The organism is Streptomyces sp. NPDC041970, assembly GCF_055588985.1.
In genome coordinates, this window is the sequence record NZ_JBVJCD010000045.1 from 1 (window position 1) to 25,940 (window position 25,940).

Genomic DNA, 25,940 nt, shown 5'->3' on the forward strand with positions numbered 1-25,940 from the left:
GTTTGGGTTGGATCCGCACCCCAGCGGCCGGGCCTGAAAGAGCACGCCTGCGGCAACCCCCCTTTTTGTTCCCCCCCCCCCCCCCCCCCCCCGCGGGGGGCGCCCCCCCCCCCCCCCCCGCTCCGGGTCTGCACCCTGCCCCAGGCGCTGTCCGACTTCACCGGCCGCTCCAAGGAGCTGGCCGAGCTGCTGGCCTGCGTCGACGCGGCCGACGCGGCCGACGAGCGGTCCACTCGGGTCGTGGCCGTGGACGGCATGGGCGGTTCGGGGAAGACCTCGCTCGCGGTGTGGGCCGCCCACCATCTCGCCGACAGGTTCCCCGACGGCCAGCTCTACGTGGACCTGCACGGGTTCACTCCGGGGGAGCAGCCCCCGGTGTCGCCCGGCGCGGCCCTCGACCACCTGCTGCGCTCGTTCGGCGTCGGCGACGACCGCATCCCCGGCGACACGGAGGCCAGGGCCAACCTGTGGCGGGCCACCGTCGCCGGGCGCCGGCTGCTGCTGCTCCTGGACAACGCGGCCTACGCCGAGCAGGTGACCCCTGTGCTCGCCGCGTCTCCGGGCTGCCTGGTCCTGATCACGAGCCGGTCCCGGTTGCTGGACCTCGACGGCGTCAGATGGGTGCCCGTCGGGCTCATGACGCCCGGGGACAGCGCCGCCCTGGTCGCGGCGACCCTCGGGGCGGACCGGGTCGAGGCCGAGCCGGAGTCGGCGGCCGAACTGGCCGAGCTCTGCGGGCACCTCCCCCTCGCCCTGCGCATCGCCACCGCCCGGCTGCGCAACCGGTCCTCGTGGACTCTGCGCTACCTCGCCGAACGGCTCCGCGACGAGACCCGCAGACTCGACGAGCTGCGCTCCCCGCAGCGCAGCGTCGCCGCGACCCTGCACCTGTCCTACATGGCGCTGAACGTGCGGCAGCGTGCCGCGTTCCGCACCCTCGGGCTCCACCCGAGCGCCGGCATCGACGTCCACTCGGCGGCCGCCCTGCTCGGCACCGACGTGCAGGACGCCGAGTCGACTCTGGAGATCCTGCTGGACATGCGGCTGGTCCAGCAGCCGGGGTTCGGCATCTACACCCTCCACGACCTGGTGCGCAGCTTCGCCCGGAGCCTGTTCGGCCCCGCGACGGCGGACCACGACACGGCGGCCGTGGAGCGGCTGCTCGGCTACTACCTCACGGCGACGGACGAGGCCTGCCGGATCCTCTTCCCCGGCCGTGAGCAGCGCCGCACCGGCATACCGCCCCATGCGGGAAGCCTGCCCTCCTGGCCGGACGCCGAGGCGGCCCGGTCCTGGTTCGACCGGGAACACGGCGGGCTGCTGGCGGCCGTCTCGCTGGCGGAACGGCACGGTCTGCGCCGCCACACCGTCTGCCTCACCCGCAACCTCAGTTTCCACCTCAACGCGCGCGGACAGTTCGACGACCTGTGGAACGTCGGCCGGACGGCGCTGGCCGCCGTCCGCGGACTGGACGATCCCCCACTGCTCTGCGTCACCCTGTCGAACGTCGGGGTGGCCTGTTGGAAGGTGGGCCGGTTCGAGAGCGGCCTGGAGGCCGCGCAGGAGGCCAGGGAGGTCGCCGTGTCCCTGGGGGACCGGCACATCCAGGCCCACAGCGAATCGATCATCGGCCTCCTCGCCTCGATGCTCGGCCGGTACGAGGAGGCGCTGGCCCTGCTGGGCGAGGCCGTCGCCCGGTCCGCCAAGCTGGGCGCCGGCCGCGCCGAGGCGGAGGGGCTGTCCACGCTGAGCACGCTGTACGAGAAGTGGGGCCGGCACGCCGAGGCCGCCGAGACGGCCCGCCGGTCCGTGGAGATCAGCCGCTCCATCGGCTACCACGGGAACCTGGTCATGTCGCTGACGGACCTGGCCTTCGCCCAGGTGGGGCTCGGGGAGCTGGAGGAGGCCGACGCGAATCTGGCGGAGGCGCGAGGGCTGAGCGAGACGCGGACGGCTCCGGGAGACGTCGGCCTGGTGCTCGCGCTGTCCGCCCGCGTGGCGCACGCACGGGGGAGGAACGTCCAGGCCGAGGGCTTCGCGGTGCGTGCGCTGGAGTTGGCCCGTACCGGGGCGACCCCGGTGCGCCTCACGGAGGTGGAGAACATCGTCGGGCACCTGCGGTCCGCGCTGGGTGCGTACGAGTCGGCCGTGGAGCTGCACCGCCACGCCCACCGGGCCGCCGTGGACATGGGCTTCCGGTCGGAGGAGGCGTCCGCGCTGACCGGTCTCGCACGGGCCCTGGACGCTCTGGGCGACGGGGAGGCCGCGAAGGGGCACCGCGCCGAGGCGGCCCGTCTCTACACGTTCATGGGCGTCCACGGTCCGCGGACCGTCTGCGCCTGAGCCGACAGGCCCGCCGGCCGGCGGCTCAGGGGGTGACGGGCGGCGCGGCGGGACCGGCGTTGGTGGCCAGCACGACCGTGGCGTCCGCGGCGCCGCCCACCGGCGCGGCCTGCCCGGTGACCACCGTGAGCGCCAGTCCGGTCATCATGAGGGCCGCGACGACGCCGGCGACGCCGCGTGCGGTCCGGACCGGGGCGCCGCTCGGGTTCTCGCTCATGTTCCGCTCCTGTGGAGGTCGGTGGGACGTGGTGGGCGGTCCGGGGTCTCCGGCCCGCTCTCGATGGGTCCCAAGGTGCCCGGAGCCGTTCCCGAGGCGTTACCGCATCGTTCCCGCTCCGAGGGAAGCGACCAGGAACGGCGTTCCCGCCATCTCCACCGGGCACGGGCCCGCGGGAGTGAGCGCCACGCTCGTCCGCATCCCTCCCGACTCGTGCCCGATCGAGTCCAGGGCGCTGCGGACCGTCTCCCGCACACCGCCCCGCTCCGCCTCCCCGAACCGCGCGGGGGAGCCCGGCCACTCGATGCCCAGCAGGAGGTGCATCCCTCCGACGGACACCGTGTCGACGTGGCACACCGGCGCGGCGGGGTCGTGGGCCGGAGCGGGGTCCCCGCCGAGGAGTCGGCGCAGTTCGGCCCGGTCCGGCGGCCAGGCTCCCGTCCGCTCCGGCGAGGGGACGAGCTCCCGCAGGACGTCGACGAGGGCGGGTTCGGCGCCGCCGCCGCACAGGACGAAGTCCATGCCGTGGCCGGCGCGGACGTCCGCGGCCAGGTCCCGCAGCGTCCGCGCGGGGTCCTCGTCGGTCAGGGTCCGCTCCGGCGGCACACCGCCCCGGCCGTCGCGGGCGGTGTCCGTCCCCGCGCGGTGGAGCGTCCACGCCTCCAGCCCGGAGTCCGAGACGGCACGGACCAGTCCGGCGTCGGGGGCCAGCAGCAGGACCCTGCACGGTCTGCGCGTCATGGCCGCCTCCTTCGTCGCCCGGCCTCGCCGGACGGATCGGGGTCGTCGGTGCGGGGGGCGTGCAGACGGCCGGCGGCGAGCGCCGCGTAGACGGCGGCCCCCGTGCCGAGCACGGACTCGTCGAAGTCGGCGAGCGGGGAGTGGTTGTCGGGCGCCGTGCCGGGGTCGGCTCCGGGAGGCGTGGCGCCGAGGAAGACCATCGCTCCGGGGACCTCGTCGACGACCCGCGAGAAGTCCTCGGAGCCGGTCATCGGCCGGGGCAGGGTCTCGTAGCCGTCCTCGCCGAGCAGCTCGGCGACGGTACGGGCGACGGTGTCCACCTCGTCCGGGTCGTTGACGGTCACCGGGTACAGGGGGCGCCACCGCACCTCCGCCTCGACCCCGTGCGCGGCGGCCACCCCGCGGCACACCTCGGCCAGGGTCCGCTCGGCGCGGGCTCGGGCCTCGGGGGAGAACGTGCGGACCGTGGTCTCGAAGACCGCGGTGTCCGGGATGATGTTGTTCCGGGTGCCGGCGTGGAAGGAACCGGTCGTCACCACGACGGGGTCGAAGACGTCGAATGCGCGGGTGACCCTCGTCTGCATCGCGACCACCATCTCGCAGGCCACCGGCACCGGGTCCTTCGCCGTGTGGGGCATCGCCCCGTGCCCGCCGGCCCCGCGGACGGTGACGGACAGGTTGTCGACCGCGGCCATGGTCGGGCCGCCCCTGGCGCTGAAGCGGCCCGACGGCCGCCCGGACGCGGTGACGTGCAGGGCGTAGGCGGCCACCGGCCGGGACCCCGACGCGTCCAGGACCCCTTCCTCCAGCATGTGGCGCGCCCCGTCGTACCCCTCCTCGCCGGGCTGGAACATCAGGACGACGTCGCCGGCCAACCGGTCCCGGCGGTGGGCGAGCAGCCGGGCGGCGCCGGCCAGCATCGCGGTGTGCAGGTCGTGCCCGCAGGCGTGCATGGCCCCGTTGTCCGAGGCGAAGCCCAGTCCGGTGCGCTCGACCACCGGCAGGGCGTCCATGTCGCCCCGCAGCAGCACGGTCGGGCCGGGCCGGGCGCCGCGCAGCACCGCGGTCACGGAGCTGAGCCCCCGGCCCGTGGTGATCTCCAGCCCCAGCCCGTCCAGGTCCCGGAGCACGGCTTCCTGGGTGTGCGGCAGGTCCAGTCCCACCTCGGGCCTGGCGTGCAGGGTCCGCCTGAGCCGGACCAGGTCGTCGTGGAGGGCCCGTGCGTCGTCCAGCAGGCCGTCGGTGGGGCGGCCGGTCATCGCGCCACCGCTTCCCGCGGGCGGACCGCGCCGACGCCGGCCGCCTCGGCCCGGATGACGTCCGACAGCCGGCGGACGCCTTCCCCGACCTGGCGCACGGAGGGGTAGGAGTAGGAGAGCCGCAGGTTGCGCTCGCCACCGCGGGTGTGGAAGCCGGCGCCCGGCACGTAGGCCACCCCGCCCTCGATCGCGCGGGGCGTCATCGCCCGCGCGTCCAGTCCGTCCGGCAGGGTCAGCCAGACGAAGAACCCCCCGGCGGGCACCGTCCACGACACGCCGTCCGGCATGGTGGCGGCCAGCTCGGTGAGCATGGCGTCGCGGCGGTCGCGGTACAGGCTCCTGGCGGCGTCGAGGTGCCCCTGCCAGGACGTGGTGCTCAGGAACCGGCTCACCGCCCGCTGGGTGAGCCGCGAGTGGGAGAGCATCGCGCTCTCCGCGGCCAGGACCAGCTTGGCGGCGACGGGACGCGGAGCACGGGCCCAGCCCACGCGCAGGCCGGGTGCGAGGGTCTTGGAGAACGATCCCAGGTAGACCACCCCGTCGGGGGCGTCGGCGCACAGGGCCCGGTGCGGCTGCTCGCCGAAGTGCAGCAGCCCGTACGGGTTGTCCTCGACGACCAGGACGCCGGCGCGCCGGCAGACGGCCAGCACCTCCGTCCGCCGGTCCGCGCCGAGGACCCGGCCGGTGGGATTCTGGAAGGTCGGCACCGTGTAGAAGAGCTTGGCCGGCCGCCCCTCGGCGGCGAGCAGGGCGAAGGTGTCGGCCAGCGCCTGGGGGACCACTCCGTTCCCGTCCATGGCGACCTCGACGATCCGGGCCTGGTGGGCGGCGAAGGTGCTGAGCGCGGTGACGTAGGTGGGCCCCTCGGTCACCACGCTGTCCCCCGGATCCACGAAGACGCGGGCCACCAGGTCGAGCGCCTGCTGCGATCCCACGGTGACCAGGACCTCGTCCGGCGATGCCGCGACGCCCTCGGCCGCCATGACCTCGCACATCTGCTCGCGCAGCACCGGGTCGCCCTGCGCGGAGCCGTACTGCAGGACGCTCGGGCCCTCGGTGGCGAGCACCTCGTGGAGGACCGCGCGCAGGGCCGCCGCGGGCAGGGCGTCGGGGCTGGGCATCCCCCCGGCGAGGGAGACGACGTCCTCCCGCGCGGCCATCGAGAAGAGCGCCCTGGTCTCGGAGGGCACCATCCGGTGCGTCCGGTCGGCGAAGAGCGGCGGCAGGGAGGGAACCGTCCGCGGGGGCGGGGTCGGCTGGAACGAGAGCATGGCGTCTCCTGGGGAGTCGGCGGAGGGGGTGGCGGGACGGGCGGGCGGTCAGGCGGGGACCAGCTCCGGCCGCGGTTCGGCCCCGTCCTTCGCCCCGTCCGCGGCTCGGGGCCGGAAGCGGAGCGCGGCCCAGAGACCGCACGCCGCGAACGGCACCAGCAGGGCGGCGATGGCGAGGAAGGCGGCGTTGAGCGAGTGCCGGGCGGCCATCCCCAGCACCGGCATCAGGGCGGCGGTGCCCAGGCCGATCGCCAGCAGGCGCAGCGATGCCATCTTCGCCTTGTCCAGCGGACCGGCCTGCCGCTGCAGGAGGGTCAGGAGGAGGGTGATGGCGTTCAGGTTGGCGAAACCGGCCAGGAAGAACCCGACGTAGTGCAGGGCCGGGGTGGTGGTGAAGGCGAGCCCCGCGGCGATCACCGCCTGCAGCGACACCCAGACCGGCAGCAGCGCCAGGCGGACCGTCCAGCGGGTGAAGAAGGTCGCCGCGATCATCCCGGCGCCCAGGGTCCCCTCCAGGACCGACACCGCCCACGGCTGCCCGCCGTGCCAGGCGTCGACGAGGGGGACCACCAGGGTGGAGAGGCTGTAGGAGTACACGAAGTCACCCGCGCACATCAGCACCATCCCGAACACCACCGCCTCATGGCGGTGCCGGCGGAAGAGGCCCGCCCAGTCCCGCAGCATGTCCGGCAGGGCCGACCGCAGGGTGGCGTCCCGCAGCCGCCCCGTCGACTCCTGGCGCGGCGCCCGCAGCCGCGAGACCACCAGGGCGGCCACGAGGGAGACCGCCACGTCGACCAGCAGCGCCTGGTTGGCCGTGCCGACCATCAGGACCAGGCCGAGCGCCGCCATGCCGATCAGGCTGCCGGCCTGGATCGCGATGCCGATCAGGCTGTTGAAGGCCACGGCGCGGTCCCCGGCGATGTGGTGCGCGGTGAACTTGAAGAAGGCGGTGCGCTGCACGTTGTCGAAGGCCGCCAGGAACACCGCGGCCGTGCCCACGACGGCCACCACCTCGCCGTCGCCCACGGAGAGGGCCACCACGATGACGCCCACGGTCAGGGCCCGCAGGAGACTGCAGAGCACGTAGACGGTCCTGGAATCGAAGGCGTCGACCAGCGGCCCGGAGAAGGGGAGCACCACCACCGCCCCCAGGCCCTGGAGGGCGAAGATCATGGCGAACGCCTGGGCGTCCCCGGTCTGCTGGAACAGCGTCTGCCCCAGTGCCAGTGTGTACAGGCCCATGCCGATGCTCGACACGAGCATCGAGCCGAGCATGGTGCGCGCCGTGGTGTCCCGCAGAATCATCCCGCCACCACCCGGACCGTCGCCTTGCCGGTGTTCCGGCCGTCGAGCATCCCCAGGAACGCGTCGACGATCCGGTCGAACCCCTCGGTGACCGTGTGCCGGTCAGTGACCGCGCCGGAGGCGAGGGCGGGCAGCAGCAGCCGCTCCAACTGGTCCTGCGCGTCACGGTGGTTGCGGACGAGGAAGCCTTCGAGCCGGATGCTCTTCTCGACCAGGTCGAACAGGTTGCGCGGCGCGGCCGGCGGCTCGCCCGCGTCGTACTGGGCGATCGCGCCGCACCAGGCGATCCGCCCGAAGTCGCGCATCGCCCCGATCGCGGCCTCCAGGTGCTCGCCGCCCACGTTGTCGACGTACACGTCGACACCGTCGGGCGCCGCCTTCGCCAGTTGCTCGGCGAGCCGGCCGTCGCGGTGGTCGAACGCGGCGTCGAAGCCCAACTCCTCGGTGAGGAAGCGGACCTTGGCCGGGGAGCCGGCGCTGCCGACCACGCGGCCCGCCCCCATCAGCCGCGCCAGTTGCCCGGCCGCGCTGCCTACGCCCCCCGCGGCCGCGGAGATGTACACCGTCTCGCCGGGGACGAGTCGGGCGATGCGGGTGAGGGCGACGTAGGCGGTGAGGCCGGTGCCGCCGAGAACGCCCAGGTACGCCTCGGGCGGTACGCCGGGGGTCCGCGGCAGGACGCGTACGTCCTCCGGCCCGACGACGGCGTGGGTGCGCCACCCCTGGCGGTGGAAGACCAGGTCGCCCTCGGCCAGGCCGTCGGTCCTGGAGTCGGTCACCCGGCCGATGGACCGGCCCTCCAGCGGGGTGGACAGGTCCCAGCCGCCGTCCATGTTCTCCCGCATGTACGGGTCGACGGAGAGCAGGATGTTCTCCACCAGTGCGGTGCCCGGCGCCGGGACCGGCACCGGTTCCTCGGTGAAGACGAACTCGGCGCCGGTGGGCCGGCCGCTGGGGCGGCTCACCTGCTGGACGAAACGTGCCGTCTGCGGCATCACAGGGCTCCAGGAGTGTGGGGAGGAGAGGAGGAGGGAGGAGAGGAGAGAAGGGGAGGGCTGCGGGAGGGCGCGGACCGCCGGGGTGGGTGCCGTCAGTTCAGCCGGCGGTCGATCACGGTCCGGATCTTGCCGCTGACCGGATTCCGCTCCAGCGCCCCTTCGGAGCGGCACTCGACCACGAGCTCGAACATCCGCAGTCCGCCGTCGTACAGGTGGGCGTCGCTCAGCTCCGGGAAGGCGTCGGCGAGGGCGGCCCGCAGGACGGCCGGGTCCAGCTCCGCGCGCGACTCGGTGCGCAGCACCAGCGTCTCGGTGCCCTCCCGCGTCGACAGCTCCGCCTGGAGCTGGGACACCTGGAACGTCTCCAGCGCGGCGAGGATGTCGCCGTAGTGGACCGTCACCGACTTGAACTTCAGGAGCCCGTCGCTGCGTCCGAGGTACTCCAGGACCCGGCCTAAGACCCCGCAGGGGCAGTCGCGCACGGTCACCCTGCCCATGTCGCCGATGCGGTAGCGGATCAGGGGGCCCTCGAACTTCTGCATCGCCGTGATCAGCAGGTGTCCGCTCGCGCCGTCCGGCAGGGGGGCGCCGTCGTCGTCGACCACCTCGACGAGGTTGTAGTCGTCGTTGACGTGGTGCAGCGTGCCGCCGAGCCGATCGCACTGGTACCCGATCTGCGCTCCGTCGTTGGCCGCCAGGATGCTCGTGATGGACCGCGTGCCGAGTTCCTCGCGCAGCCACCGCTTGTCGGACTCGGTCATCGGGGTGCCGCCGTAGACGACCTTCTCCAGCCGCAGGCCGGGGTCCCGCCGCCGGGCCTCCCTGAGCAGGGGCAGGACCACGGCGGGCTGGCCCAGCAGGACGTTCACCGAGAAGTCGCGGACCAGCATCACCATCAGGTCCGCGGTGACCTGCTGGCCCGCGGAGAACGCCTCCACCGGCATCCGGGTCAGCTCGCTGGACGTCGTCATGAGGCCGCCGTACAGGCCCCCTCCGACCAGCGCGTTGAGGACCCGGTCCCCGTTGTGGACGCCCAGCGCCCGCAGGAGCGGGATCGCCTCCCGGACCATGTTCTCCCAGTCGGTCCGCGCGTACACGATGTACCGCGGCTCCCCGCCGGAGGCCCCGCTGCGCAGCACCTCCCCGCTGGGCGGGGCGCCGCTGGACATGGCCCGGCCGCGGGGCAGCGACTCGGCCTCCAGCGTCGCCTTCTCCAGGACGGGCAGCCGGCCCAGGTCGGCGATCCCGCCGACCTGCGGCAGGTCGCGGTAGTGGGCCGTCCTGCGGGCCATCCCCACGAGGTAGCGGATGCGGGCGTCCATGCGTGACGCCCCGTCGGGGTCGGCGCGGCGCGCGGCTTCCAGCGAGGTGCCGGCCAGGTAGACGGAGGTGAACAGCTCCCGGAACCAGGGCGCACGGCAGTCGATGTCCGCGACGGGCGCGTGCGGGCCGTCCTGCCCGGCCGCGAGCCGGATGCGGACCGAGGGCACTCCTGGGCGCTCGGACCCCGCGAACAGCTCCCCCGACGGGACCGCCGGGTCGCCGGGGAGCACCACCAGGTCGGGGACCGTGACCACGACGCCCTCCACGTCGGCGCCCGGCGCCGCCACCTCGGCCGGCGGCAGCGGGAACCCCGGCTCGCGCAGCACCTCGAACACGGCGCGCCACAGAGCGGGGCCGGAGGTGCGGACGGTGACCGCGTTGCCCAACGCCCAGGCCAGCAGCAGCCCCCGCAGCGTGTTGCCGGCCCTGTCGTCGTCGAGGACGACGCGGCCCACCGGCGCCTGCTCCCAGACGTCGCCGGTGTCGACGAGCGGGCGCCACGGGAACTGGCTCAGCCCGCCGAGCGCCTCGTCGAGGGCCTGGGCCATCGCGTCGCCGTCCAGCAGGCAGCCGAGTTCGAGAAGGCCGGCCTCCTTCAGGAGTCGCGCCACCGGGGACGCCGCGTCGGCCGCCAGGTCCCGCTGGACGCGGCCCACGGCCAGCAGGAGGTCGGTCGGATAGTGGCGGGTCATACCGCGCTCCCCAGCTCGGCGGGGACACGGGCCCCGGAGGAGACGGTGATGCCGTCCGCGCAGGCGCGCAGGAACCGGCCCAGCTCCTCGGCGTCGGTGTGCGAGGCCTCGATGAACACCGGGCACTCCCATTCCTGGTAGGTGATGTGGTCGGGCAGGGGACGGTCGGCGGGCAGGACGTGGAGCCGGTCGACGCAGGGGTGGTCGGCCAGGCCGTCGGGGAGGACGACCTCGGCGGTCCCGGCGGGGAGGTGGTGGCCGGGGAAGGCCAGCCAACCGTGGTAGCGGCCGCTGGGCCGGGCCGTCGGCGGACGCTCCAGGCCCAGGCGTACGGCGATCTCGTGGGACGGCAGGTGGACGCCGTAACGCCGCTCGTGGGCGGTGACCACACCGGCCCCGCCGACCCGGTTGGCGACCTCCAGGAAGACCAGCTCGTCGTCGGCCGTGTGGAACGCCTCCAGGTGGACGCAGCCGTCCTCGAGGCCGAGGGCGAGCGACACCTCCCGCGCGAGGTCGCGGTGGGCCTCGGTCAGGGGCGTCTGGTGCGAGCCCAGGGGCAGGCCGCCGGCGAACTCCACCGGCTTGTTGACGTACCGGCTGGCGGCCAGCTCCAGGAACCCGCCGTCCTGCATCAGCCCGTCGATGTGCAGGATGTCGCCCTCGATGTGCTCTTCGAGCTGGTAGCCGGCCGGGTCGGGCAGGCTCCGGTACGCGCCGAGGGCCTCGCGGGCGGTCTCCAGTACGAGGACGCCCTCGCTGGAGGCCCCCGAGCGGGGCTTGAGCACGGTCCTCCCGCTCCACGGCAGCGGCCCGCGGGCGGGAGGCGCGCTCAGGAAGCGGGGGTGCCTGATCCCCGACCCCGCCAGGGCCTCCTTCATCCGGACCTTGTCCCGGACGAGTTCGACCCGCGCGGCCGACGGGCCGGGCAGCCCCAGGCGGCGGCGGACGCACACCGCCTCCAGGATCCCGAACTCCGACAGCGACAGGACCTTGTCGTACCCGTCGGACGGGTGGACCCGCGCCGTCACACCGGCCACCAGGCCGTCGTCCCCGTCCAGCGGGATGCGCGAGCAGCGCAGGCCGCCGGGGATCTGCCGCAACGACGCGGGCCGGCCGATGTACGTCACGTCGTGCAGGTCGTGGTCGACGCCGAGGTGGTAGGAGATCTTGCGGTAGGGCACCTGGTGGATCACGAGGACCTTCATCCGGAGTACTCCAAGGCTGTGACGCCCCAACTGAATCCCATGGCGCTGGTGGCCAGCAGGATCAGATCCCCCTCGCGGAGCCTCTTCTCCCCCATGAGGTCGTCCAGGGCGATCAGGGTGTCGGCTCCGCCCATGTGGCCGAGCCTTCCGTAGTTGAAGACGCTGCGTTCGGCGGGGACGCCGAGGACCTTCAGCAGGCGCTCGTGCATCCCCTTGTCACCCTGGTTGATCAGGAACCAGGCGACGTCGCCGATGTCCCGTCCGGTCGCCGTCAGCGTCTCGCGGACCAGGCGGGTGAAGTTCTCCACGTAGGCGGCGGCGAGGCCCCGCCGGTGCGCGCCCCGCCGGATGACGACCCGGCCGTCGCGCCATTCGCCCCGGTAGTAGTCGGACCAGCGGGGATCGGTGCGCATCGCCGAGTGGAGGACGCGGAAGGCGCAGCCGTCACTCGCCAGCAGTACCGCCGCACCCGCGTCACCGAAGTTGAAGAGGGCCTTGGAATCCGGGTCGCCGTAGTCCACCATCCTGCTCAGACGGTCGCCGAGGAGAACGAGGGTGTACGCGCCCGGCCCGGTCGCGGCGGAATCGGCCGCCAGGCGGATCGCGGTCAGGCCGGCGTTGCAGAAGTTCGTGATCTCGTAGCAGTGCGCGTTCCTGATGCCCAGTTCGTCGGCCACCTTGGCGGCCGGCGACCAGAACGGGGTGTCCCACTCGCCGGAGCCCGCGTAGATCACCTCGCGGACGGCCGAGCGGTCGGTCCCCAGCCGCTCCAGCAGCCGGGAGGCCGCCCTCGTAGCCAGCCCCGACGCCGTCTCGCCCTCCCCGAGGACCGGGAACGACCGGGTGTGGGTGATGGCCGCGAGGTCCGCGACGGGCACACCCGAGACCTGGTGCATGTCCCGGATGTCCGCCGTCGCGGACGGCAGGCACACGTCGAAGTCGACTATGCCGCCCACGGTTCCCTCGCCCCGATGCTCACGCGGTGCACCGTGCGATCGACGCCCGGCTGCACCGGGGTGGCCGCGTGGTAGGTGAGCTCGCACTTCCAGACCACCAGGTCACGCGGGGTCCACCGGTGCTCGTAGACCCGTGCGGGGTCCTGGATCAGCCGGTCCAGCAACGCGAGGAACTCCTCGTTCTCGTTCGCGTCGAAGCCGATCACGCGCTCCAGGTACTCCGGCGCGCCGTAGACGTAGCGGCGGCCGGTGGTGGGGTCCGTCTTGATCAGCGGGTGCCGGACGGGCGGGTGCTGCTCCTCCACCAGCGCCCTGAACTCCGCGATGGACAACCCGGCGTGCTCGGCGGAGATCCGCTGGCGCTTGGAGACGGTGTGCACCGCGGTACGGCCCTCGACCTTCTCCTTCCACTCCGCGGGCAGGCGGTCGTAGACGTCGGCCGCGTTGGCGTAGAGGGTGTGGCCGCTGGCGCCCGGCACGTCGATGCCGTGCAGCATCGTGTAGGGCGGCGCCGTCTGCTGGTAGGAGGAGTCCTGGTGCCAGAAGTTGCCGACCCGCGCGACGCCGATCGCCATGTCGTTCTTCTTGGCGTTGGAGGAGATCATGATCTCCTCGTGGTCCGGGTGGCGGTACTTCGCCATCAGGAAGGGGATGGGCCGGCCGATACGGCTCGCCAGCTCGATCTGCTGCTCCGGGGTGATGTCCAGGGAGCGGACGACGACCAGCTCCCGCTCGTGCAGCAGTGTCGTCACCTTGTCCCAGAGCGCGGGGTCCTGGAGGTCCTGGTACGTCGCACCGGTCATCTCGGCGCCGATGAAGGGCGTGAGGTCGTTGATGCGGATGCCGGTGTCCGTCATGGTCGTCATGCTGGTTGCCTCTCCTCGTACGGGATCGGGAAGTCGGTCAGCTCGGGTCGTCCGCCAGGCACCGCGCGAGCGCCTCGACGAACCCGTCGATCTGTTCCTCCGTGCGGAAGGGGGCGACGGTCACCCGGAAGCGCTCGCCCCCCTTCGGCACCGAAGGGAAGTTGATGGGCTGCACGTAGACGGAGAACGCGTCGAGCAGCCTGCGGGAGACGCGCTTGACGCGGTCCCCGCCCGGCACCAGGACCGGGATGAGGTGGGTGGGCGCGGGGACGTGGGCGATGCCCGCCCCGGTGAGCCGGTCGCGCATCAGGTCGGCGTTGGCGCGCAGGTCCTCCCGCATCCGGGCGCCCTCGGCGCTCCGGATCACGGCGAGGCTCGCCAGGGCGGCGTCCAGTGAGGCCCGCGGGATGGTCGTGGTGAAGATGAACCCCGGCGCGGAGGACCGCACGTAGTCCAGCGGGACGTCGGGGCCGGCCACGTACCCGCCGGTGGTCCCCACGGCCTTGCCGAACACGCCCTGGACGAAGGTGGCCCGGCTCTCGCCGATCGCCTCGCAGACGCCTGCCCCGGTGGGTCCGAGGACCCCGATCGCGTGGGTCTCGTCCAGATAGGTCTGCGCGTTGTAGCGCTCGGCCAGGTCGCATATCTCGCGGACGGGCGCGATGTCGCCGTCCATGGAGTACACCGACTCGAAGACGATCAGCTTCGGGCGCTCCAGGGGCTGGGCGGCGAGGGCCAGTTCCAGGTCCACCAGATCGTTGTGGGCGAAGATGTGCTTGTCGTTGCCGGAGGTCCGCACGCCCTCGATCAGCGAGCGGTGGTTGAGCGCGTCCGAGAAGACCATGGTCTCCGGCGCGGCGCGCAGCAGTGTGGCCAGCGTCTCCACGTTGGCCACGTAGCCACTCGTGAAGATCAGTGCGCGCTCCTTGGCGTGCCAGACGGCGAGCAGCGCCTCCAGCTCCACATGCGCCTCGCTGGTCCCCGCGATGTTGCGGGAACCGCCGTTGCCCGTGCCGTGCCGCAGGGTGGAGGCGATCTGGGCGCGCATCACGTCGGGGTGCTGGCTCATGCCCAGGTAGTCGTTGGTGCACCACACCTGGATGCGGCGGCCCTGGTGCAGCGCGTGCCCCCGGTCCTCCGCGAGGTAGGAGCAGGCGACGAAGTCGCGGTACAGGCCCTCCGCCTTGAGCTGGTCGAGACCGGTCCGGAGACCGGCGTACGCATCCGCGGGGGGCGGAGCAAGGGTGGAGATCACGGTGCTGCCCTCTCGGGTCGGGTGACTCGGTCGGGACCACCATGGGCCTCGCCGTTCCCGATCCGGTCCCCGCTCCGTCCCGGACCCGGCCGCGGCTTCCCGCCGGCGCCCGGGTTCCTCGCCGTGACGGAACCGGGCAAGCCGGTCGTCGCCGAGGCGGACGGCTCCGACGCCCCGGCCCTCGTCGGCACGGCCACCGGCCGACTGGCCCCCGGCTGGAGCGCCCAGCAGACCACCGAGATCACCGCGGCGGTTCGCGCGGCCTCCTCGGGGTAGGTCGACCTCGACGATCCGTACGGTGATCCCGTCGCCCTCGCTCACGACCTGGCCGGGGTGCTCGACGGGCTCGTCGCGGAACGCGGTGATGTGCACGAAGCCCTCGACGCCGTCGGCGATGCGGACGAGAGCCCCGAGCGGGACCAGCTTGGTGACCTGCCCGGTCGTGACCATGCCCGCTCGGTCGGCGAAGGGGACGAGCGGGTCCTCCCGGAGAGCCTTCGGCGACAGTCGCACCTGTCCGCGCCGGGTGTCGACGTCGATGATCTCGCCGACGACCCGCTGACCCCGCCGTGACGGCGTCCGCGGGATGGTCGATCCACGTCCAGCCCAGTTCGGGGCCCCTGACGAACCCGGTGCACTGACCGGCCGGTTCGCCGTCGAGGTGCACGAACACACCGAAGTCGTGGACGCTCCGCACCCGGCCCCCGTGTGTCCCGCCGCGCCGAAGGCCGAGAAGGAACGCCCGCGGCGCCGGGTCCTCACAGCCGCGACCACACCCCGCAAACGCCGAGATCCCGCCCAGCCTTTCGGCTGAACGGGATCTCGGGACGATCCTTGAGAGCTACTCAAGAACAGTCGTCTGTGGGCTGTTCACGAGTAGCGACGACCTGGTGCGGTACAAGGCACCTGGAGATCGCTTCCCGTTTTCAGGTAGATCGTTTCCCGTTTTTCGGCAGAGGCCTGGCTGACAGGGTGAGGCGGCGGCGTACGAGGTCGACCTCGACGATCCGTACGGTGATCTCGTCGCCTTCGCTCACGATCTGGCCGGGGTCCTCGACGGGCTCGTCACGGAACTCGGTGTTGTGCACGAGGCCCTCGACGCCGTCGGCGATACGGACGAAGGCCCCGAACGGGATCAGCTTGGTCACCTGGCCCGTGGTGACAAGGCCTGCTTGGTCCGTGAAAGGAACGAGCGGGTCCTCTTGGAGAGCTTTCAGCGACAGCTGAACCTGTCCGCGCCGGGTGTCCACGTCGATGATCTCGCCGACGACCCGCTGGCCGGCTGCGACGGCGTCGGCGGGATGGTCGATCCGCCGCCAGCTCAGTTCGGGGCCCCTGATGAACCCGGTGCATTGGTTGTCCGGTTCGCCGTCGAGGTTCACGAACACACCAAAGTTGTGGACGCTCTGCACCTGACCCTCGTGTGTTGCACCGCGCCGAAGGCCGAGAAGGAATGCTCGCAGAGCCTGGTCCTCACACGCTGAAGCAGAGGCCAAGACGCACTGCTGCTGCCAGTCGACGGCTATCACTTCGAAGGTGAGCCGCTGCCCGACGCTCACGGCTTCGGACGGATGCCCGATCGCCTTGCGGGTCAGATCGCCACGAGGGATACGTCCCAGCGCTTTCCCCGGACCGGAGAACCCGTCGAGTTCGACGAGCGCCTCCCGGTCCTCGACGCTGATGACGCGGCCGGTGCGGACTTCGCCGGCTCGTATGGTGCCCAGGAAATCCTTCAGGGTCTCGCTCGACAGGGGTTCGGTCACGGCCACGACTCTAGTCAGGGGGACTTCGGGTCTTGCCCCTGAACCAGCCCCACGGACGCGTCGCCCAGACCATCCTCCTCGCCCTGATGGTCTGCAGCGCCAACCTGCAGATGCTCTTCAGCTGGGACCAGACCACCGGCACCGCAGCCAACGGGGATCTTGTCGATGTGATCACGGAGCTCACGGAAACAGTTCCAGCCGCCATCATCGCGAACGGGCTCTCTCCGCCGCAGCCGGCGACGGTCCACCCGAGCAGCTGACTCCCCGGCACCACACGATGAGCTCAAGCACGCCCAGCAGCGGCTCCGACGCCCCTCACGCACCCGAACCACCCCGAACCCCAGGCCGATCCCCCGCCAGGCGACCGCCCAAGGCCCTGCCCGCGTTCGGACATCACCTCGAACACACCCCACAAACGCCGAGATCCCGCCCAGCCTTTCGGCTGAACGGGATCTCGAGACGATCCTTGAGAGCTACTCAAGAACTGTCGTCTGTGGACCTGTGGGGATTTGAACCCCAGACCCCCTCGATGCGAACGAGGTGCGCTACCAGACTGCGCCACAGGCCCTTGCGACGTGTGAAACTCTAGCACCCTCACCGGGGTGCTCGGAAATCCGTCCCTCCGCTGGTCAGCGGGGCGGGGCTCCGCGGGCTACTCGTTGGCCGCGCGCGGCCGGTCCTCGTCGTCGTACTGGTCGAAGAGCGGGGTCCGGCCCCGGTCGCGGGTGCGGCGGGGCTGGTTGGGGCGGCGGCGCGGTGCGGGGTCGGCCTCGGGGGCGGTCGGGTGCGAGGTGCCGGTCTGGGTGGGCTCGGCCGTGCTGGAGCGGGCGGCGCTCCAGGTCTCCGGGTCGCCCACCTCCACGCCGCCCGTGGCGCGGGGGGCGACGGGCGCGGTGACGTAGGTGGGCAGCGGTACGGGGACGGGCTCCCAACTGTCGCCCTGGACCCGGTCGCGCTCGCGCTGCTGGTCCACCCACTCCGCGTGGTCCGTCTGCTCGACGAGGGCGCGGCGGCCGGCCTCCTGCGGGGAGACCGCGGGAGCGGGCTCCGGGTCCGGGCGGTGGGTCTCGGCGTCGTCGTCCGACGGGGCGGAGGACGGCCCCGCGGGCTGGTGCCCGCGGGGCCGGTTCTCGCGCAGTCGCCGCGCCGCGTCCTCGGCCCGGCGGCGGTCCATGGTGAAGGCGAAGCGCCTGCGCTCCTGGGACCGCAGGTGCACGATGTACGTGCTGAGCAGGACGGCGGGCACCGCGGGCGCCCACAGGAAGCCGAGCCCGCCCACCGCCGCGACGATCGTGCCGAGGGTGAAGGCGAGGAAGAGGACGACGGTGGTGCGCCTGCGCCGCGCCAGGACCTGGGTGCGCTGGGCGCGGCGGGCCCGTTCGGCCTCGGCCGCTCCCGAGCGGCGGCGCTGGGCCTCCGGGACGGGGCGGTGCTCGTGCGCCGGGCGGTCCGGCACCGGCTGGGCCGACGCCCGGTGGTCGTGCGCCGGGCGGTCCGGCACCGGCTGGGCCGACGCCCGGTGGTCGTGCGCCGGGCGGTCGGACGGCTGGTGGCCCACAAGGCGCTCGGGAGCGTACGCCGGGTCGTGCAACCTGGCTTCCGTATGCGCCGGGGGCGCGGCGAAGGCCCGGACGTCCACGGACTCCAACCGGTCCGTTTCCCTGTCCGGGTCGACGTCGGGCGCCGCCTCCTCGGCGGTGCGCTCCCGCAGCTCCTTGGCGTACCGGCGCTCCATCGCCGCCCGTCCGGACAGCAACCGGATGGCCGTGCTGAAGCGTTCCGTAGGACGGGCCTCGTTGAGCTCGTCCTGCCTGCGGAGCCACATCGGCACCAAGTAGGCGGCCCAGGCCCCGACGATGACTGCGTAGATGAGGCCGCTGCTGCTCACGCTCACACCGTAGAGGGGTTCGCGCGCGAGCATCCGCCAATTGGCTCGGCGTGTCGCCCGAACCGGCTGATATCACGGACTTTTTTTGCGATGGTCGAATCAACGACCGCCGTCAATGCGTCCTCTTACGGTCAACCGGCGATCACATTCGAACGCTCAGGCGATTTCCTCGGCCTCTCCGGGGCCGCGCGGCGTCACCGGCCGCGTCCGCCGCCAGCGCCTGAGCAGCCCCTCGGGGACCTCCTCGGCGGTGAGGGCGAAGATCAGGTGGTCACGCCAGTCGCCGTCGATGTGGAGGTAGCGCGGGCGCAGGCCCTCCGAGCGGAAGCCCAGTTTCTCCACGACCCGGCGGCTGGGCGCGTTCTCCGGGCGGATGCAGACCTCGACGCGGTGCAGGCCCACGGTGCGGAAGCAGTGGTCGACGACGAGCGCGACGGCCGTCGGCATGACCCCGCGCCCCGCGACGCTCCGGTCCACCCAGTAGCCGATGTGCCCGGAGCACATCGACCCCCAGGTGATCCCGGCGACGGTGAGCTGGCCGACCAGCCGGCCCTCGTACTCGATGGCGAACGGCAGCATCCGCCCCGCGTTCGCCTCCGCCCGCAGGTGGCGGATCATCTGCCGGTACGTGGGGCGCCGCGCCGCCGGGCCGCCGGGGGCGGGCGGCGGGACGGTGGCCTCCCAGGGGCGCAGCCAGTCGCGGTTGCGCCGGTTGACCTCGCGCCAGGCGCGCTGGTCGCGCATCTTCATCGGGCGCAGCACGATCTCGCCGTCGGTCAGCGTCACCGGCCAGGTCGGGACGTTCAGCTCGGGCTCCCGGACCGGGGGTGGTCGCCGCCGCGGAGCTGGTCGACGGCGTGCACCAGAAGGCGGCCGAGCACCGCGAGCCCGTCGCGCACCCCGCCGGTGGAACCGGGGAGGTTGACGATCAGGGTGGCCCCCGCGACGCCCGCGAGGCCGCGGGAGAGCGCGGCGGTCGGGACCTTCGCGCGGCCCTCCGCCCGGATCGCCTCCGGGATGCCGGGGATCTCGTGGTCCAGGACGCGGCGGGTCGCCTCGGGCGTGGCGTCGGTGGGCGAGATGCCGGTACCGCCGGTGGTGACGATCACGTCGTACCCGGCGGCCACCCCGGTGCGCAGGGCGGCCTCGACCGGGTCGCCGTCCGGGACGACCCGCGGTCCGTCGACCGCGAAGCCGAGACCGGTGAGCGCTTCGGCGATCAGCGGGCCGCCCCGGTCGGCGTACACCCCGGCCGCGGCCCGGTTGGAGGCGGTGACGACGAGCGCGGTGTACGCGGAGGCCGGAGCGGCGCCGGCGCGGGCGGGCGCCCGGACCGGCCGCCCGTCGCCGCCCGGCGCGTCGGCGGCCGGACCGTCGCCGCCCGAGCGCTCGGAGGCGGACGGTGCGGCGGCCGGTGCGCCGAGGGGGTCCGACGCGTCCTCGGACGGTCCGCGGCCGGGGGCGGGGGGCGCGGGCGGCGTCACGGGGCCGTTCCCTCCGGGGCGGTGCGCCGGTAGTCGCCGGACGCGCCGCCCGACTTCGCCTCCACCCGTACGTCGGTGATGACCGCGCCCTTGTCGACCGCCTTGACCATGTCCACCACGGTCAGGGCCGCCACCGACACGGCGGTGAGGGCTTCCATCTCGACCCCCGTGCGGTCCGCCGTCCGCACGGTGGCCGTGATCTCCACCGCGTCGTCGGCCACGCTCAGCTCGACCTGGACGCCGGAGACGGCGAGCGGGTGGCAGAGCGGGATGAGGTCCGGGGTGCGCTTGGCCCCCATGATCCCGGCGATCCGCGCGGTCGCCAGCGCGTCGCCCTTGGGGACGCCCTCGCCGCGCAGCAGCTCGATCACGCGGGGCGAGACGAGCACCCGGCCGGCGGCGCGGGCGACGCGGACGGTGACGTCCTTCTCCGACACGTCCACCATGCGGGCCGCGCCCGCCTCGTCGATGTGCGTCAGCCTGTTCTGCGTACTCAACTCACTCCGCCTCGCGGTAGGGGCGCCCAGGGGCCGGAAGGGGACCTCCGGAAGGCACGGCGGCAGATACCGTACCTCCGCCGGGCGGAGGTCACCGGAGCAGGATCACGTCCGTCTCCGTGCCGGACTCGAGAGACGTGACGTCCTCGTCCACCACGATCAGCGCGTCCGCCTGCGCGAGCGCGCCCATCAGGTGCGATCCGGCGCCGCCCACCGGGGTGACGGCGCCCGCGTCGGCGTCGTACCTGGCGCGCAGGAACTGGCGGCGGCCCTCGGGCGAGGTGAGCGCCTTCTCGGTGCTCAGCCGGGCGCGGACGGTGGGGCGGTGCACGTCCGTCAGGCCCATCAGGGCGCGGATGGCGGGGCGGACGAACAGCTCGAAGGAGACGTAGCTGGAGACCGGGTTGCCCGGCAGGGCCAGCAGCGGGGTGTGGTCCGGGCCGATCGAGCCGAAGCCCTGGGGCTTGCCCGGCTGCATGGCGATCTCGCGGAACGCGATCCCGCCGCCCGGCTCGTCCTCGTCCCCGACGGACGAGAGCGCCTCCTTGACCACGTCGTACGCGCCGACGCTGACGCCGCCCGTGGTGACGACGATGTCCGCGCGGATCAACTGGTCCTCGATCGTGGCGCGCAGCGTCTCGGCGTCGTCGGTGACCGCGCCGACCCGGTAGGCGATGGCTCCGGCGTCCCGCGCGGCGGCGGTCAGCGCGTAGCTGTTGGAGTCGTAGATCTGCCCGGCGGCGAGCGTCTCGCCGGGCTGGACCAGCTCGCTGCCGGTGGACAGGACGACCACGCGGGGGCGGGGGCGCACGAGCACCGTCGAGCAGCCGATCGCCGCGAGCAGCCCGATCTGCGCCGGGCCGACGACCGTCCCGGCGCGCAGGGCCTGGTCGCCCACGCGGACGTCGCTGCCGCGCCGGCGCACATGGGCTCCGGCCTCGACCGGGCGGTGGACGCGGACCTCGCCGGCGGCCCCCTCCGGCGCGTCGCTGTGGGCGCGCATGGCGGCGGCCGGGCCCTCGCCCGTACCGCCGTCCGTCCACTCGACCGGGACCACGGCCTCCGCGCCGGCGGGCAGCGGGGCGCCCGTCATGACGCGGGCGGCCTGCCCCGGCCCCACGACCTGGTCGCCGTCGAGCCCGGCGCTGCCCGCGGCGACGTCGCCGATGACGGTGAGCACGGCGGGGAACTCCTCGCCGGCGCCCTCGACGTCGGCGACGCGGACCGCGTAACCGTCCATGGAGCTGTTGTCGAAGGGGGGCAGAGCCACCTCGACGACGACGTCCTCCACCAGGACGCAGCCCTGGGCGTCGGGAAGCTGGAGCTCGATGGGTTCGAGCGGCCTCACCGTGGCGAGGATGTCGTCCAGGTGCTCGTCCACCGACCAGATCGTGCTGCTCACGGGTTACATCTCCTCGGTGACGTACTTGTGCAGCCAGGTCCGGAAGTCCGGTCCCAGGTCCTCACGTTCGCACGCCAGTCGGACAATGGCCCGCAGGTAGTCGCCGCGGTCTCCGGTGTCATAGCGGCGGCCCTTGAAGACGACGCCGTGCACGGGGCCGCCGATCTTCTCGTCCGCGGCCAGCAGTTGGAGGGCGTCGGTGAGCTGGATCTCGCCGCCCCGGCCGGGCCCGGTGTGCCGCAGTATGTCGAAGACGGCCGGGTCCAGGACGTACCGGCCGATGATGGCCAGGTTGCTGGGCGCGTCGGCCGGGTCCGGCTTCTCGACCAGGTCGGTGACGCGGACGACGTCCCCGTCGACCGTGGCGTCGGCGGCGGCGCAGCCGTACAGGTGGATCTGCGAGGGCTCGACCTCCATGAGCGCGACGACGCTGCCGCCCTCGCGCTCCTGGACCTCGACCATCCGGGCCAGGAGGGCGTCGCGCGGGTCGATCAGGTCGTCGCCGAGCAGGACCGCGAAGGGCTGGTCGCCCACGTGCGGCGCCGCGCACAGCACGGCGTGGCCGAGGCCGCGCGGGTCGCCCTGGCGCACGTAGTGCATGGTGGCCAGGTCGCTGGACTCCTGCACCTTGGCGAGGCGTTCGGCGTCCCCCTTGCGGGTGAGCGCGGACTCCAGCTCGTAGTTGCGGTCGAAATGGTCCTCCAGGGGGCGCTTGTTGCGGCCGGTGATCATCAGGACGTCGGAGAGGCCGGCTGCGACAGCCTCCTCGACCACATACTGGATGGCCGGCTTGTCGACGACAGGCAGCATCTCCTTGGGAGTGGCCTTCGTGGCGGGCAGGAACCGTGTTCCGAGACCTGCTGCCGGGATGACGGCCTTGCTGATCCTGGAGGGCGACTGAGTCATGCGCAGAACCTTAACGGGTGCACACAGCCGGAAGCCGATCGTCCGGTTGACTGTGACCGTAAATATGCCCATACGAGAATCGTGCGAGTCGCCAGTGAACACCGACCGGTCCCCGGAGCCGTCCGCGAAGGCGGCCCTGCGCCGCGAACTGCTCGCCGCGCGGGCCCGCACGAGCGCGGAGGACGTCGCCCGCGCCGCCGCCGCGCTCGCCGCGTCCGCGCTGCGCCTGCCCCGGTTGGCCGACGCCCGTACGGTCGCCGCGTACGTCTCCGTGGGGCGCGAACCGGGCACCCGCGCCCTGCTGGACGCGTTGCGCGAGCGCGGCACGCGGGTGCTGCTGCCGGTGCTCCTGGACGACAACGACCTGGACTGGGCGGCGTACGCGGGCGCGGACCACCTGCTGCCCGCCGGGCGGGGGCTCCTGGAGCCGGCCGGGGAGCGGCTGGGCCCGGCCGCCGTCCTGGACGCCGACGCGGTGCTGCTGCCCGGTCTCGCGGTGGACGGGGCGGGGATGCGGCTGGGGCGGGGCGGCGGCAGTTACGACCGGGTGCTGGCCCGGTTGGCGGCGGCCGGGGCGCACCCGGCGCTGGTCGTGCTGCTGTACGACGACGAGGTGGTCGCGCGGGTCCCCTCGGAACCGCACGACCACCCCGTGGACGCCGTGGTCACGCCGACCGGAACGCGGCGCTTCGTCGTGTGACCCCCGCGGGCCGCCGTGCGCCGGCCCTCAGGGGGTGAGCGTCAGCGTGTCGACGGTGGACCCGTCCACGGCGTCCCGGTCGAAGGACCAGTCGAGCAGTTCGCCGTCGGCCCACTTGTCGGTCTGGTCGGTGTAGTGCGCGCTGAACGCGTGCCCGGAGGCGCCGGTGAGGTTGATCCAGCGGGACTTGTCCCAGTCCCCCACGTTGACGACCATCCGCATCGACGGCACCCAGACGACCTCGTAGCCGCTCGCCGCGTTCCAGCCGGTGGCGTTGACCGCCGCCTCGCCGCCGCCGAGGTTCCAGGGGCCCCGGTTGAGCGCCCGCTGGAGCAGGCTGGGCCCTTCGAGGCCGAGGGTCTGGTTCTTCAGCATCAGCCGGTGCAGGCGGCCCCAGCTCCAGGTGGAGATGTTCTTGCCGAGCTTGGCGGTCAGCTCCCAGCGGGCGTCCTCCATCGCTCGGGCGAAGAGGTCGTCCCGGCTCTCCAGGGCGTCCTCGCGGCCCCGTGCGGGCGCCTTCCACCACGCGTTGTCCTGGTCCTCCACGATGTCGCGGACCACCTGGAACCACCGGTCCCCGCCGTCGGGCTGCGCGGAGTCGCCGTCGCGCTGGCCGCACTCGCGGACGAGCTTGCGCTGCTCGTCGACCGGGCCGCTGTTCCTGGCCGGCGGGACGTTGATGCAGTCGCCCTTGACCCGCAGCTCCTTGGGCAGCTTGTTGCCGAAGGCGAGCTTGAGGATGTTGCGCCAGACGCCGTTGAAGTACGCGGCGGCGGCCGAGTCGGGCTCCTGGGTGTAGTCCCAGCCCTCCAGCAGCTTCTGGGCCTCGCGCACGCTCGGGTCGGAGATGTTGATCTTCAGTAGCTCGGGGACCAGCAGCGCGGCGATCTCGCTGGTGTTGTCCATCTGCATCTTCTGCATGTCGTCGGTCGAGACCTTCTCGCCGCCCTTGATCTTCTGGGCGATGAGGTCGTTGATCCGCTGGCTGCGGGTGCCGTAGCCCCAGTCCTTGGTGAGCAGGTGGGGGTAGGCGCTCTCGTCGATGACGGCCTGGTTGGCGGTGACGATGTAGCCGCGCTTCGGGTTGTACTCGTAGGGCAGCTCGTCGAAGGGGATGTAACCCTTCCACGCGTAGCGCGGCTCCCAGCCCTGCGCCGGGGTCGTTCCGTCGTGGCCCTCGGAGCGCATCGGGATCTTGCCGGGCGCCTGGTAGCCGATGTTGCCCTTGGTGTCGGCGTACACGAGGTTCTGCGAGGGGACCTCGAACTTCTCGGCGGCCGCCCGGAACTCGGCGAAGTCCTTGGCCCGGTTGAGCGCGAAGACCGCCTCCATGGACTTGCCGGCCTCCAGCGCGGTCCACTTCAGCGCGACGCCGTAGCCGTCGGCGCGGTCGGGTGCGGCGTTGCCCACGGGGGCCTTCTGGCCGACCTTCTCCATCTCCTTGCTGCGGTCCGAGACGAGCGGGCCGTTGTCCGTCGCGCGGACGGTGATCTTCCGGTCCCTGCCGCCCGCGACCTTGATGGTCTCCTCGCGGGTGGTGAACGGCTTGACCTTGCCGTCGTACAGATAGCCGTCCGCGGAGACCTTCTCCAGGAAGAGGTCGGTGACGTCCGCGCCCAGGTTGGTCAGACCCCAGGCGATGTCCTGGTTGTGACCGATGATCACACCGGGCATCCCGGAGAAGGTGTAGCCCGCGGTGTCGTACTGGCAGCTCTTGGACAGCTCCCGGCAGTGCAGCCCCATCTGGTACCAGAGGGAGGGCAGCATCGGCGCCAGGTGCGGGTCGTTGGCGAGCAGCGCCTTGCCGCTCGTCGTGTGCTCGCCGTCGACCACCCAGGAGTTGGACCCGATGCCGTTGCCGTTCGGGCCGAGCAGCGCCGGGATCTCGTCGAGCGTGTCGGAGAGCGCCGCGAGCTGCGTGCTCAGCCCCTCGGTCGCATCCTGCGGGGTGGCGGACCCGGCACCGGCGGACGGGGCGGCCTCGGGGTCGAACTCCTCGGTGACCGGGGAGACGGCCCCGCGGTCGACGATCGGCTTGTGCCGCTTGTACGGGTAGTCCGGGTACAGGTCCTGGATCTGGCCCTGGTCGAGACGGCTGGTCAGCAGCGAGCGGTCGATCTCGTCCTGCATGTTGCCGCGCAGGTCCCAGGCCATCGCCTTGAGCCAGGCGACCGAGTCGACCGGGGTCCACTCGCCGGGCTTGTAGTCGTTGGTCAGCCCCAGCGCCGCGTACTCGACCGAGATGTCGCGGCCTTCCTTGCCCTTCAGGTACGCGTTGACGCCCGCCGCGTACGACTGGAGGTTCTTCTTCGTGCCCTCGTCCAGGACCGTGTCGTACTCGTCCTGCGCCACCTTCCGCCAACCGAGCGTGCGCAGGAAGGAGTCGGTCTCCACCTGGCCGGAGCCGAACATCTCGGAGAGCCGACCTGCCGTCATGTGCCGCCGGACGTCCATCTCCCAGAAGCGGTCCTGGGCGTGGACGAAGCCCTGGGCGCGGAAGAGGTCGGCGTCGGAGTCCGCGTAGACCTGCGGGATCCCGTACGCGTCGCGCTTGACCTCGACCTCGCCCGACAGGCCGTCGAGGGTGATCGAACCGGTGGTCTGCGGGTAGGACGCCCGTACGGTGGAGACGGACCAGTACGCGCCGAATCCGACACCCGCGACGAGCGCCAGCACCAGGACGAGCACGAGCAGGCGGGCGCGTCGCCCCTTCTTCCTGCCGGGCTTCTTCGCGTCGGAAGGGCCGGAAGAGGCAGTTGTGTTGGCGGGCATCGCTGTCCTTCGAGGGGCAGGGTGGTCCTGGGGGTGCAGGAGCAACCATAGGCGCAGCCGAGAAGCCACTCGGACGCGGTATGGAGATGCATCC

Annotated in this window: 23 protein-coding genes, 1 tRNA gene and 1 pseudogene; 4 read left to right on the forward strand and 21 right to left on the reverse strand. The window is 72.8% G+C overall.

The features are described from left to right. Window positions 1-240 precede the first annotated feature (240 nt). Window positions 241-2,343, forward strand: coding sequence for an ATP-binding protein (locus tag ACZ6EJ_RS20735; RefSeq protein WP_469268980.1), 2,103 nt, complete (start codon window positions 241-243; stop codon window positions 2,341-2,343). 25 nt (window positions 2,344-2,368) lie between these two features. On the opposite strand, the gene ACZ6EJ_RS20740 is transcribed toward ACZ6EJ_RS20735, so the two are convergent. From ACZ6EJ_RS20740 to hemA, 11 genes are all read right to left on the reverse strand, one after another. Then, window positions 2,369-2,560, reverse strand: coding sequence for a hypothetical protein (locus ACZ6EJ_RS20740; RefSeq protein WP_469268981.1), 192 nt, complete (start codon window positions 2,558-2,560; stop codon window positions 2,369-2,371). A gap of 99 nt (window positions 2,561-2,659) precedes the next feature. Beyond that, entirely contained in the window at window positions 2,660-3,301 is a 642-nt protein-coding gene (locus ACZ6EJ_RS20745) for a hypothetical protein (RefSeq protein ID WP_469268983.1), read from the reverse strand. Next, entirely contained in the window at window positions 3,298-4,560 is a 1,263-nt protein-coding gene (locus ACZ6EJ_RS20750) for a M20 metallopeptidase family protein (RefSeq protein ID WP_469268984.1), read from the reverse strand. Before ACZ6EJ_RS20750 ends, ACZ6EJ_RS20745 begins: the two co-directional genes overlap by 4 nt. Further along, complete coding sequence (locus ACZ6EJ_RS20755) at window positions 4,557-5,831, reverse strand: aminotransferase-like domain-containing protein (protein ID WP_469268985.1); 1,275 nt, start codon at window positions 5,829-5,831, stop codon at window positions 4,557-4,559. The genes ACZ6EJ_RS20750 and ACZ6EJ_RS20755 overlap by 4 nt, the downstream gene beginning before the upstream one ends. A gap of 48 nt (window positions 5,832-5,879) precedes the next feature. Continuing rightward, complete coding sequence (locus ACZ6EJ_RS20760; RefSeq protein ID WP_469268987.1) at window positions 5,880-7,139, reverse strand: MFS transporter; 1,260 nt, start codon at window positions 7,137-7,139, stop codon at window positions 5,880-5,882. Then, the gene (locus tag ACZ6EJ_RS20765) at window positions 7,136-8,134 is read right to left on the reverse strand and encodes an NADP-dependent oxidoreductase (RefSeq protein ID WP_469268989.1); all 999 of its coding nucleotides are present in this window, start codon (window positions 8,132-8,134) and stop codon (window positions 7,136-7,138) included. The genes ACZ6EJ_RS20760 and ACZ6EJ_RS20765 overlap by 4 nt, the downstream gene beginning before the upstream one ends. Before the next feature lie 95 nt (window positions 8,135-8,229). Further along, a complete protein-coding gene (locus tag ACZ6EJ_RS20770) occupies window positions 8,230-10,152 on the reverse strand; it encodes a phenylacetate--CoA ligase family protein (RefSeq protein WP_469268991.1) in 1,923 nt (640 codons plus the stop codon). Further along, window positions 10,149-11,357 (reverse strand): ATP-grasp domain-containing protein, encoded by a 1,209-nt coding sequence (locus ACZ6EJ_RS20775; RefSeq protein ID WP_469268993.1) that lies wholly within the window; start codon window positions 11,355-11,357, stop codon window positions 10,149-10,151. The genes ACZ6EJ_RS20770 and ACZ6EJ_RS20775 overlap by 4 nt, the downstream gene beginning before the upstream one ends. Next, the gene (locus ACZ6EJ_RS20780; RefSeq protein WP_469268995.1) at window positions 11,354-12,313 is read right to left on the reverse strand and encodes a 3-oxoacyl-ACP synthase III family protein; all 960 of its coding nucleotides are present in this window, start codon (window positions 12,311-12,313) and stop codon (window positions 11,354-11,356) included. Before ACZ6EJ_RS20780 ends, ACZ6EJ_RS20775 begins: the two co-directional genes overlap by 4 nt. Next, entirely contained in the window at window positions 12,301-13,179 is an 879-nt protein-coding gene (locus tag ACZ6EJ_RS20785) for a TauD/TfdA dioxygenase family protein (protein WP_469268996.1), read from the reverse strand. Before ACZ6EJ_RS20785 ends, ACZ6EJ_RS20780 begins: the two co-directional genes overlap by 13 nt. A gap of 37 nt (window positions 13,180-13,216) precedes the next feature. Further along, entirely contained in the window at window positions 13,217-14,434 is a 1,218-nt protein-coding gene (gene hemA / locus ACZ6EJ_RS20790; RefSeq protein WP_469269040.1) for a 5-aminolevulinate synthase, read from the reverse strand. Window positions 14,435-14,557: 123 nt separating this feature from the next. On the opposite strand from hemA, the gene ACZ6EJ_RS20795 reads away from it, so the two are divergent. Further along, entirely contained in the window at window positions 14,558-14,710 is a 153-nt protein-coding gene (locus ACZ6EJ_RS20795) for a DUF5719 family protein (protein ID WP_469269044.1), read from the forward strand. A gap of 51 nt (window positions 14,711-14,761) precedes the next feature. On the opposite strand, the pseudogene ACZ6EJ_RS20800 reads toward ACZ6EJ_RS20795, so the two are convergent. Beyond that, window positions 14,762-14,884: pseudogene (locus ACZ6EJ_RS20800) on the reverse strand (S1 RNA-binding domain-containing protein); the annotation flags it as partial. A gap of 476 nt (window positions 14,885-15,360) precedes the next feature. Beyond that, window positions 15,361-16,197 (reverse strand): S1 RNA-binding domain-containing protein, encoded by an 837-nt coding sequence (locus ACZ6EJ_RS20805; protein ID WP_383801288.1) that lies wholly within the window; start codon window positions 16,195-16,197, stop codon window positions 15,361-15,363. Between the two features lie 32 nt (window positions 16,198-16,229). On the opposite strand from ACZ6EJ_RS20805, the gene ACZ6EJ_RS20810 reads away from it, so the two are divergent. After that, window positions 16,230-16,457, forward strand: coding sequence for a hypothetical protein (locus ACZ6EJ_RS20810; RefSeq protein WP_469268997.1), 228 nt, complete (start codon window positions 16,230-16,232; stop codon window positions 16,455-16,457). A 234-nt stretch (window positions 16,458-16,691) separates the two neighbouring features. Here the strand turns inward: ACZ6EJ_RS20810 and ACZ6EJ_RS20815 are convergent. The 7 genes from ACZ6EJ_RS20815 to galU all read right to left on the reverse strand — a co-directional run bounded on the left by ACZ6EJ_RS20815 (window position 16,692) and on the right by galU (window position 22,374). Then, window positions 16,692-16,765, reverse strand: a tRNA-Ala gene (locus ACZ6EJ_RS20815). 84 nt (window positions 16,766-16,849) lie between these two features. Beyond that, window positions 16,850-18,085: a hypothetical protein gene (locus ACZ6EJ_RS20820; RefSeq protein ID WP_469268999.1), complete on the reverse strand. Its 1,236-nt coding sequence runs from the start codon at window positions 18,083-18,085 to the stop codon at window positions 16,850-16,852. A gap of 156 nt (window positions 18,086-18,241) precedes the next feature. Then, window positions 18,242-18,871, reverse strand: a complete 630-nt coding sequence (locus ACZ6EJ_RS20825) for a GNAT family N-acetyltransferase (protein WP_469269001.1) — start codon at window positions 18,869-18,871, stop codon at window positions 18,242-18,244. A 17-nt stretch (window positions 18,872-18,888) separates the two neighbouring features. Continuing rightward, on the reverse strand, window positions 18,889-19,569 hold the full coding sequence (locus ACZ6EJ_RS20830; RefSeq protein WP_469269003.1) for a MogA/MoaB family molybdenum cofactor biosynthesis protein: 681 nt from the start codon (window positions 19,567-19,569) through the stop codon (window positions 18,889-18,891). Next, window positions 19,566-20,066, reverse strand: coding sequence for a cyclic pyranopterin monophosphate synthase MoaC (moaC, locus tag ACZ6EJ_RS20835; RefSeq protein WP_469269005.1), 501 nt, complete (start codon window positions 20,064-20,066; stop codon window positions 19,566-19,568). The genes ACZ6EJ_RS20830 and moaC overlap by 4 nt, the downstream gene beginning before the upstream one ends. A 91-nt stretch (window positions 20,067-20,157) precedes the next feature. Next, window positions 20,158-21,468: a molybdotransferase-like divisome protein Glp gene (glp, locus tag ACZ6EJ_RS20840; protein WP_469269006.1), complete on the reverse strand. Its 1,311-nt coding sequence runs from the start codon at window positions 21,466-21,468 to the stop codon at window positions 20,158-20,160. Window positions 21,469-21,471: 3 nt separating this feature from the next. Next, window positions 21,472-22,374 (reverse strand): UTP--glucose-1-phosphate uridylyltransferase GalU, encoded by a 903-nt coding sequence (gene galU / locus ACZ6EJ_RS20845; RefSeq protein ID WP_469269008.1) that lies wholly within the window; start codon window positions 22,372-22,374, stop codon window positions 21,472-21,474. Between the two features lie 94 nt (window positions 22,375-22,468). Between galU and ACZ6EJ_RS20850 the strand changes: the two genes are divergently transcribed. Continuing rightward, window positions 22,469-23,074 carry a 5-formyltetrahydrofolate cyclo-ligase gene (locus ACZ6EJ_RS20850; RefSeq protein ID WP_469269010.1) on the forward strand — a complete coding sequence of 202 codons (606 nt, stop codon included), beginning with the start codon at window positions 22,469-22,471 and terminating at the stop codon, window positions 23,072-23,074. Window positions 23,075-23,101: 27 nt separating this feature from the next. Here ACZ6EJ_RS20850 and ACZ6EJ_RS20855 read toward each other — a convergent pair whose 3' ends face one another. Then, window positions 23,102-25,846 (reverse strand): penicillin acylase family protein, encoded by a 2,745-nt coding sequence (locus tag ACZ6EJ_RS20855; protein ID WP_469269011.1) that lies wholly within the window; start codon window positions 25,844-25,846, stop codon window positions 23,102-23,104. Window positions 25,847-25,940: the final 94 nt, after the last annotated feature.

What these genes read in the sequence shown, in the direction of transcription:
- ACZ6EJ_RS20760 (WP_469268987.1), bottom strand. Translation starts at nt 7,139, where the DNA reads ATGATTCTGCGGGACACCACGGCGCGCACCATGCTCGGCTCGATGCTC.
- ACZ6EJ_RS20740 (WP_469268981.1), bottom strand. Translation starts at nt 2,560, where the DNA reads ATGAGCGAGAACCCGAGCGGCGCCCCGGTCCGGACCGCACGCGGCGTC.
- ACZ6EJ_RS20770 (WP_469268991.1), bottom strand. Translation starts at nt 10,152, where the DNA reads ATGACCCGCCACTATCCGACCGACCTCCTGCTGGCCGTGGGCCGCGTC.
- ACZ6EJ_RS20785 (WP_469268996.1), bottom strand. Translation starts at nt 13,179, where the DNA reads ATGACGACCATGACGGACACCGGCATCCGCATCAACGACCTCACGCCC.
- ACZ6EJ_RS20750 (WP_469268984.1), bottom strand. Translation starts at nt 4,560, where the DNA reads ATGACCGGCCGCCCCACCGACGGCCTGCTGGACGACGCACGGGCCCTC.
- ACZ6EJ_RS20745 (WP_469268983.1), bottom strand. Translation starts at nt 3,301, where the DNA reads ATGACGCGCAGACCGTGCAGGGTCCTGCTGCTGGCCCCCGACGCCGGA.
- ACZ6EJ_RS20755 (WP_469268985.1), bottom strand. Translation starts at nt 5,831, where the DNA reads ATGCTCTCGTTCCAGCCGACCCCGCCCCCGCGGACGGTTCCCTCCCTG.
- galU (WP_469269008.1), bottom strand. Translation starts at nt 22,374, where the DNA reads ATGACTCAGTCGCCCTCCAGGATCAGCAAGGCCGTCATCCCGGCAGCA.
- ACZ6EJ_RS20855 (WP_469269011.1), bottom strand. Translation starts at nt 25,846, where the DNA reads ATGCCCGCCAACACAACTGCCTCTTCCGGCCCTTCCGACGCGAAGAAG.
- ACZ6EJ_RS20765 (WP_469268989.1), bottom strand. Translation starts at nt 8,134, where the DNA reads ATGCCGCAGACGGCACGTTTCGTCCAGCAGGTGAGCCGCCCCAGCGGC.
- ACZ6EJ_RS20775 (WP_469268993.1), bottom strand. Translation starts at nt 11,357, where the DNA reads ATGAAGGTCCTCGTGATCCACCAGGTGCCCTACCGCAAGATCTCCTAC.